The 7,996-nt window shown below is 62.2% G+C and carries 7 protein-coding genes; 1 reads left to right on the forward strand and 6 read right to left on the reverse strand.

Translation table 11 applies throughout. The features are described 5' to 3' along the window. Positions 1-67: 67 nt before the first annotated feature. Together AS9A_RS19435 and AS9A_RS19440 are read right to left on the reverse strand one after the other, a co-directional pair. The gene (locus tag AS9A_RS19435) at positions 68-1,501 is read right to left on the reverse strand and encodes an HAD-IB family hydrolase (RefSeq protein ID WP_013808847.1); all 1,434 of its coding nucleotides are present in this window, start codon (positions 1,499-1,501) and stop codon (positions 68-70) included. After that, positions 1,488-3,866, reverse strand: coding sequence for a glycerol-3-phosphate 1-O-acyltransferase (locus AS9A_RS19440; protein ID WP_013808848.1), 2,379 nt, complete (start codon positions 3,864-3,866; stop codon positions 1,488-1,490). The genes AS9A_RS19435 and AS9A_RS19440 overlap by 14 nt, the downstream gene beginning before the upstream one ends. Positions 3,867-4,005: 139 nt before the next feature. Between AS9A_RS19440 and AS9A_RS19445 the strand changes: the two genes are divergently transcribed. Then, positions 4,006-5,259, forward strand: a complete 1,254-nt coding sequence (locus AS9A_RS19445) for a YibE/F family protein (RefSeq protein WP_041452253.1) — start codon at positions 4,006-4,008, stop codon at positions 5,257-5,259. Here AS9A_RS19445 and AS9A_RS19450 read toward each other — a convergent pair. From AS9A_RS19450 to AS9A_RS19465, 4 genes are all read right to left on the reverse strand, one after another. Further along, a complete protein-coding gene (locus tag AS9A_RS19450; RefSeq protein WP_013808850.1) occupies positions 5,254-5,829 on the reverse strand; it encodes a vitamin K epoxide reductase family protein in 576 nt (191 codons plus the stop codon). The genes AS9A_RS19445 and AS9A_RS19450 overlap by 6 nt on opposite strands. After that, positions 5,826-6,536, reverse strand: coding sequence for a DsbA family protein (locus tag AS9A_RS19455; RefSeq protein ID WP_013808851.1), 711 nt, complete (start codon positions 6,534-6,536; stop codon positions 5,826-5,828). The genes AS9A_RS19450 and AS9A_RS19455 overlap by 4 nt, the downstream gene beginning before the upstream one ends. An 87-nt stretch (positions 6,537-6,623) precedes the next feature. Further along, positions 6,624-7,142 carry a hypothetical protein gene (locus tag AS9A_RS19460; RefSeq protein ID WP_049793795.1) on the reverse strand — a complete coding sequence of 173 codons (519 nt, stop codon included), beginning with the start codon at positions 7,140-7,142 and terminating at the stop codon, positions 6,624-6,626. A 21-nt stretch (positions 7,143-7,163) separates the two neighbouring features. Next, positions 7,164-7,994, reverse strand: coding sequence for a crotonase/enoyl-CoA hydratase family protein (locus AS9A_RS19465; protein ID WP_013808853.1), 831 nt, complete (start codon positions 7,992-7,994; stop codon positions 7,164-7,166). Between the last annotated feature and the right edge of the window lie 2 nt (positions 7,995-7,996).

Consider the following 7,996-nt stretch of genomic DNA (forward strand, 5'->3'; position numbering starts at 1 on the left):
GGTATTACCGGCACATCACCTGCTGATCACCTGAAGACTAGTGGAGATCAGCCGCGCGACAGCAGCCTTATTCCGTCTGAGGCCACTCTTCCAAAGTCCGGACAAAAATCGATCGCACCGACTCGACGTTGGCGTCGAAGTCCTGATCGCTCCATGCAGAAACGTCAATGGGGTCACCGACGACGACGTCAACCACTCCGTCCCGCAGCACTTTGCCGTGCTTCCACATCAGCTCACCAGCATTGCGGATGATGAAGGGAATAACAGGGACCCCCGCCTGGCGGGCGATGTGGAACGCGCCCTTCTTGAAGGGGCCAAGCTTCGGCGTCAGCGATCGAGTGCCTTCAGGTGCTATCACGATCGACAACCCGCTACGGAGCGTCTCCTCGACCGGGCGCAGAGCCTCGCGTGCGCGCGCCGAGTCTGCGCGGTCGATGAATACGACGTCAGCTGTCCGGAGAATGGGACCGAAGACGCGGTGTGCCGCCATCTCCTTCTTGACGATCGCGGTGAACCCGCCGCGCAGCACCTTCGCGAGGATGAGTGTGTCGAGCTGGCTTTGGTGATTGAAGATGAACACGGCGGGCCGGTCGGACCAGATGTTCCGCTTACCTCGGACGTGAACGTCGATCCCGGCGATACGCAATGCCACGTCAGCACTGCTTCCAATAGCGGCATCAACTCCCAGCCGGTGATCTCTTTTGAGGACACCGCGGCTGAGACCTGCGCCCACGGCACCGAGAAAACCGCCATAACCGGCGACGGTCCTGACAGCTTGCACGGGGTTCACCGCGCCCCTCGGCGCGAACCGCAGAACCGGCCAGTGCTGCTGATCGGCTACTCGAGTAAGTACCGTGTCCGGGTTGATCGCTACCGCGTTGGCAACCGCGGACAGGACGTCCACGTCCTCGCTTCCGTGCGAGTAGCCGTAGCTCGATTCGAGATCGAGCGCGTGCGATGATGCGAATCGCCTTACTGCGGCCGCCTTTTCGCGACGCCACAACGGTGCGCCCTCAAGTTCGCCGGTGAGAACCCCTTCTTTGGCCGCTAGCGCGGTTGCGAGAACGTGCGGCACACCGAAAGCCCTCGCCGCAGCCTCAGCTAGATAGCGGGGCCCTGACGTCACAATCGCTACCGTGTGCCCCTTACTGAGATGAGCATGGACCAGGTGCCATACCTCCGGGTACACGCGGCCGGCGATCGTTCTCTCGAATAGTTGCCGCGCGATTGTGTCGACGTCCTCGTCAGCCTGACCCGCCCAGTTGGGATAGATGGTCCGCACCATGTGCTGAAACGACTCTTCGGTTTTCGACGTCCGCAGCGTCTTCATCAGGTCACTCGCGATAGCGGCGTTTTGCCCGTGCTGTGTGACCCTCTTCGCACGGACCGGCCGCAGCGGCGAGTATCCCTGCAGCACTGTTCCGGTGAAGTCGAAAAACGCGCCGACGCTTTCACCAGACGGCCCTTGACGTATGCGGTCCACCGCCTCACGGATATTCACCCGGAAGCACCTTTCTGTTCGACGGATCCAGCGCCTCTGCGACACGTATGCGTTCCACGATGGCGCCGAGACCAGCCGCGAATCTGCGGCGGTCACTGCCCACTTCGGCGCTGTCGCTCTCGAGAAGGCCCAGGTTGTCTGCAAGCTTAAGCGCTGACGAGAACAACTCGGTTGAGATGGACTCGGGCCCATGGAGGCGGGCCTGCAAAACCATCTGCTGCCCCACCTTCACGCACTCGTTGAGGAGTGCGTCGCGGTCGATGCGATCGTATGCATTACGTGCGGCGAGGCGCTCGGCAACCACCAGCTGGGCGTCGAAGAACGATCGAAGCACCCTGTGCGCCATGATGAATCCAGACTGCTCCAGTCGTTCGAGGATCTCCTCGATTGGTGGTTTCCTCTCTTTCCACCGCGGGTCGATGATGAGCATTTCTTCCGTCATCTCCTGCACGAAGTTGTCGCGCTCAGGAAAGAAAAACTCGAACTTCAGCAGGGTCCGCAGATTGTTCGCATAGGACCAGCCGTCCCGGATAGGGTCTACGAAACCTGCCTCGGCCGCGTCAAGAATGGCGAGTTCCAGTAGCGCCCGATTGACGAACCAGTGAATCCCGCTGTTCCGGTAAAAAGCTGCGACAAGATGCTGCCCGGGCTCTATGGAGAAAACTGGCTCGAGACCTTCGCTGTATGTGGTGACGACGCCGGCCGCGGTAAGTTCAGCGAGCACTGCCCGCAAACCCGACTGTGACCGCAGCACCCCCACGTTTCCAGTCGGTATGTTGCGCCGGGAAATGTAACTCAGTACAGGCTCGATCGCCGCGCTGACCTCACCTACTGTGAGCGCGCGGTCGCGGACTCCCAGCAGTGAGAGCGTTACCAGGGAATTCGCAGTAATCGGCGTTACCCGGTTAATTCCAACTGCCACCTCGAAAGCTAACTTCTGCAGCGCTTTCCGCTTAGCCCCACTGCGTTCACCTGGGCCTTCCTCGCCCCGAGGCTGGACTGCTTCAAGTGAATCGCCAGCTGAGAGAAGCCGCTCACGCATCGACAGCGGGGCGCCGAACCGAATGTAAACACTGCCGGCGAGCAGTCGCTGGGCCTTTGCGTACTTGGCAAGCCACGTGAGCCCTTCCGGTTTCTTTTTCCCGCCGCGCTGCTCGTCTGCAATGGCATCAAGTTCGTGCAGACGCTCGTAGGCGATCGAAACCGGAATGATCACCACATCCTTGACACGACCCACGCGAAGCGCGGAGGCGACATAGTTCAGCAGCCCGTAGCGTGGCGGGCGCAATTTGCCAGTCCGGGAGCGTCCACCTTCGAAGTACCACTCGAGGTTGAATCGTTTGGACAGCAAATAGGCAAAATACTCTTCTACGCAGGCCTTGTAGATCTCGTCGTCACCAAAGCTCCGCCGGATGAACACCGTTCCTGCCCGTTTCGCGAGCGGGCCGACCGGCCAGAAGGAAAGATTCGCACCGCCCAGAATATGGTTTCGCGGAAAGTCATGCCGGGCGAGAAAGTCGTTCAGGACCAACGCATCAGCGTACGACCGGTGTGAGGGAAGGAAAATCAGAGGCAACTCACGGTTGATCTTGCGCAGTGTCTCTAGCTGCGAACTGTCGGCATGCACGGTCCACGCGCTCGCGTGCAGCGGCCGCATCGTCTGGGAGAAGAGATCAGTCGCGAGTCGGCTTTGCACTGCCACGAGTTCGCGCAAGCAGTCACGGGCGTGATCGAATGCCTCTTTGAAAGAGATACCGGTATTGTCTGCGACGCCTTTGAGCCGGCGCTGGAAAGCCGCTGAATCTAGGATCTGTTCGGCGACAAGGCGCGGCACCTTGTAACGATCGCCGATGAGAAGTCGCTCCGAGCGCTCCAGCGCCACCACCGCCGAGCGGTGAATGTACCTGGCCAGTGACTGCGGCCCGGCCTCTCCCGCCTCCCGGCGGTGCCGCCGCCGCAGTTCACTCAGTCGAGCAGGTTCCCCCGTCAGGACCTGGACCCGTTCCGGCGAGCGCTGCACGATCTTTCGCTGCGCCACCACATTCGGGTTGCGCGGGTTCGTGAATGTCAGGAGATCCGACCACCTGGCGTAGCGGCCGTCTTCGCGCTCCGGCGGGAACCACGCGACGCGCACTGGCACGACGAGCGGGTCGTCTGTACGGCCTGCCAGCGCACCAGCGATTTTCGCCGTTTCGAGCAGCAATCGCGACGGCCGTTCGCTAACCGTGCCGTTGAGCTTCTCCCAATTTCCCTCGTCAAGCCAGCGTTCGACGAGTTCCCGCTCGACGCGCGTGCGCACATCGGCGAGGAATACAACAGGGCCTACTTCAGCACTAGGTGCGGAATCACTATCCACACCATTCATTCTGCTTAATGCCCGCGCTGCGCGTGGGAGAACTACGCTGTCACTCGTGCGCAGCGACTCCACACCAGGTCACGAGCCCGAGAAATCTGGCTCCGAAGAATCTGAGCCTGACAAATCGGGTACCGACGCATCTCCGCAAATGTTCCAGCACGGCCATGGGCACAGTCACGGGCACAGCGGTGGGCCCGCTCCCCTCGGGCCACTGGCCGCTCGCGTCGTGGTCGCGCTTCTCGTCCTGATCGCGATCCTCGTCGCGATAGGCGCAGCCGTGCTGTGGCCGGGGCCGCAACGGGTCGACGTCCCGCTTCCGTTCCAGACCGCCACTGGTGAAGCTGTCGAGACAGAAGCGGGAACGGTACTCGACTCAGGTATCGGGCCGTGCGGATCCCCCGACGCCACCATGGTGTTCAGTGGCGGCCCCCAGCCGCCCCCCGGGGTGGGTTACGAGTGCTTCCGCGCGTTGATCAGTATCGATTCCGGGGGCGATGCGGGGATGCTCACCCTTTTTGAGCATGTTCCAGGACCGGGCCAGCCAAATCTCCAGCCGGGCGATTCGCTGCGACTAGTACGCGGCACCGACGCGACAGGACTCACACGGTACGGGTTCTACGATTACGAGCGCGGGGTGCCTCTGACTCTGCTCGCACTGGCCTTCGCCGCAATCGTCATCCTCGTTGCACGCTGGCGCGGGTTCCGTGCCTTGCTCGGGATTCTGGTCGCGTTCCTCGTTCTCGTGATGTTCGTGCTGCCCGCGCTACTGGACGGAAAGTCAGCGGTACCTGTGGCACTCGTCGGCGGCGCGATGATTCTCTACGCGGCCCTATACCTCGCACATGGGGTGAATTTGCGGACCAGCTCCGCACTGCTCGGCACGCTCGCGTCACTTGCGCTCGCGGCCATTCTGTCGTGGGTAGCGATCGAGGCACTCACGCTGACCGGCCTCTCCGAGGAACAGAACACACAAATTCAGGCCTACCTGCAGCACGTGAGTATCAGCGGGCTGCTACTCGCCGGATTCATCATCGGATCCCTGGGTGTCCTCAATGACGTCACCATTACTCAGGCGGCGACAGCATTCGAACTCTCACGCCTCGAACCTGAAGCGTCGCGCTCGCAAGTCTTTGGAGCCACGATGCGCGTGGGCAGGGACCACATCGCGAGTACGGTTTATACCCTTGTTCTCGCATACGCAGGCAGCGCGCTGCCGCTGCTTCTGCTGTTCAGTGTCGCCGGCCGGTCTCTGGGCGATGTGATCACCAGTGAGATCGTCGCGATCGAACTCGCGCGGTCATTTGTGGGCGGGATCGCGTTGACGCTCTCCGTGCCGTTGACCAGCTTTATCGCGGTACTTCTCGCGCGGCCACCTGGGTTTGCCACCGTGGAAGCGTCATAGAAGCGTCCGCCAATAGTCCCAGAAACGTTCGAGAATAAGCAGAACAAGACCGGCGTACCACAACGCGACGAGATTCCAGCGCCACCGGTACAGCGCACCGCCAAACCGCGACCGCGAAGCGGCCCCCGGCCTCCCCACATGGCGCAAGGCCACGACGAACAACGGCAACTGTACGGCCCAGACGACCATGCAGTAGGGACACAAAGCGCCGATGCGGTACAGGCTCTGGAAGATCAGCCAGTGTACAAAGAGGAGACCCAACCCGCACCCCACCGCGAGACCGCCCCAATACCAGCGTGGCAGGCGCGCTCCCCCGATCAGGACGACGCCGGACGTGAGCACTACCGCGAACGCGACAAGCCCGAGCAGCGGATTGGGAAACCCGAAGACCGAGGCCTGGTCGGTAGTCATCACCGATCCGCAGGAAATGATCGGATTGATGCTGCACGACGGAACGTAGTCCGGCTCCACGAAGAGCCGGAAGCGCTCATAGGCGAGCGCTGCCGCGCTCAGGAGGCCAAGCCCCCCGAGCACGACAAGCGCCCAGCCAGCGAGAACACGCTGGTTCACTGGGCCTCCTGGACTGCGGTGCGCAGCCCGTCCGGCATGATGTTCTCCACCGGCTCGCCGTTGAGCAGCACAGTCGGTGTTCCCGCGACTCCCGCCTCAGAGGACTGACGCGTGGTCGACGCAACGAAGTCCCCATATCGAACGTCATTGACGCATTCAGTCAGTTCATCCGACTCGGCTCCCGCGTTTGCAGCTAGTTCAAGCATCTGCTCGTTTGTGAGTCCCGCGCCGCCCTCGCTCGGCTGCTGCTGGTACATCGCAGCTTGCCAATCCAGCCATGAATCTTCCGCATACTCGGCAACACACATCGCCACAGAAGCAGCGCGCGTCGAATACCGCGTCGTCGAGACCCGGTCGAGAATGGCGATGGGATGGTAGACGACTCGAGCCTCGCCGGAGTCGGCTAAATCCCGCAGTGTTTCGCCAGACAGCGTTTCGAACTGCTGGCAAGCAGGACATTGAAAGTCCTCGTAGACCGATAGCGTCACCGCCGCATCGTCGGGACCGAACGCGATCCCGCCTTCTGTGCTGACATTATCCGTCACAGGCGGGGTGTCTTCCCCTGACCGCTGGTTGATCACTACGACCACGATCACAATACCGATCACTACGACGAGCGCTGTCAACGCAGCCCGGATCAGGAATCCTCGACGCTTGTCGTTTAACTGTTGCTGCGTGACAAATCCCGGTTTGGGACGCTGGTTCACTTCTTGCTCCTTGCGTGTGTGCCTAAGGTGGCCACTGGGCCGCTTCCAATCAGGTGTGCAGTCAGCAGACTCTCACGTCTGCGATGTTCACCAAGGGGGTCCGCGCGTACCTCCGCCGGAGGCGCACACGAGACTCCGGCCCACCCGAGGCGGCGCGCCACCGCTGCGCAGTGACGGCGCTGCCGCAGCGCGCATAGGCCTCATGACGATGAGACTGATAAGACTCTTGACCGTGGAACTGACTGCAGCGCAGGCCCGTTCAGCGGAGTGAATGACAATTGACCCCACACCAATGGCGATGATGTGCGCGGCGACCATCGCCGCATCGTGGTGCCCGTCGCTGGCACCGTGAGCACTGCCGAGCGCAACCACGCTGTGGGTCACGATTTGCCCCACCGCGAGCACTCCGAACAGGCCAGCACGTGAGGGTGATTGAGGCACCGTCGCCGCGGCACCCAATGCCGCGCACACGAGAAAGACCAGGAGCGCCAGAGTCACGGGCGGCGCCCCGCCGCCGGCGGCCGCATGCGCGGAGATGGCGATAGCGGCCGTGGACGATCCGGCGAAGAGCCCCCGAAGGCGCTGTACGGATCGTCGTCGGGTCACGTCACCACGATACCGCTCGCGTCAGTCGAGGCTGCGCGGCTTGTACTCCGGATCCGCACCCTTCATGCGTGCTTTCCGCGCGATTTTCGTATTGCTCCCCGCAAGCAGCCTCAATTGGGTCCGTCGTTCAGCGGCGAAAGTGCGGCTGGGGGATTCTGACCACGTGGTGTTGAAGAGCTTCTTCGCGCCGGCCACCGCATCCGGGGACTGCTTGCATAGCGCCTCGGCGAGTTCGCGAGCGGCGGCGGCTGGGCTATCAGCCACGCCAGTCACCAATCCGATCTGCGCTGCCTCAGACCCGCTCACCATCTTGCCGGTCATCGTGAGTAGCTTCGCAATGTCGATGCCGACAAGTTCCCGCAGCGTCGCTGTCCCGGTCATGTCCGGGATCATTCCCCACTTCGCTTCCAGCACGGAGAGCTCCGCTTCGGGTGACGCATAACGGAAGTCAGCTGCAAGAGCGAGCTGTAGCCCACCCCCATAGCAGTGTCCATTGATGACTGCGATGACTGGAACGGGAAGTTCACGCCAGGCCCAGCACGCGCGCTGGAACATATTCGTGCCCCGCCCGGGCAAGGGCACGAACGAGGGGACGGGAACGAAGTATCGCGCAATCCGCTGCGGTTGCCTGGTCGCTGACGGAAAGTCGAGACCTGCACAGAAAGATGTGCCCTCTCCTGACAGAATGACCGCGCGGATCTCCCGATTCTTGCGGACCTCTGCCGCCGCGTCGACAAGTTCCGACAGCATATCGAGCGTGAGACCGTTCAGTTTGTCTGGACGGGCCAGCGTGACTTCGGCAATAGCGCTGTCGGCGCGGTAGGTGATGCTGGTTCGCTCGCCTGCACCCATGC

It is taken from the genome of Hoyosella subflava DQS3-9A1, from assembly GCF_000214175.1.
GTDB lineage: Bacteria > Actinomycetota > Actinomycetes > Mycobacteriales > Mycobacteriaceae > Hoyosella > Hoyosella subflava.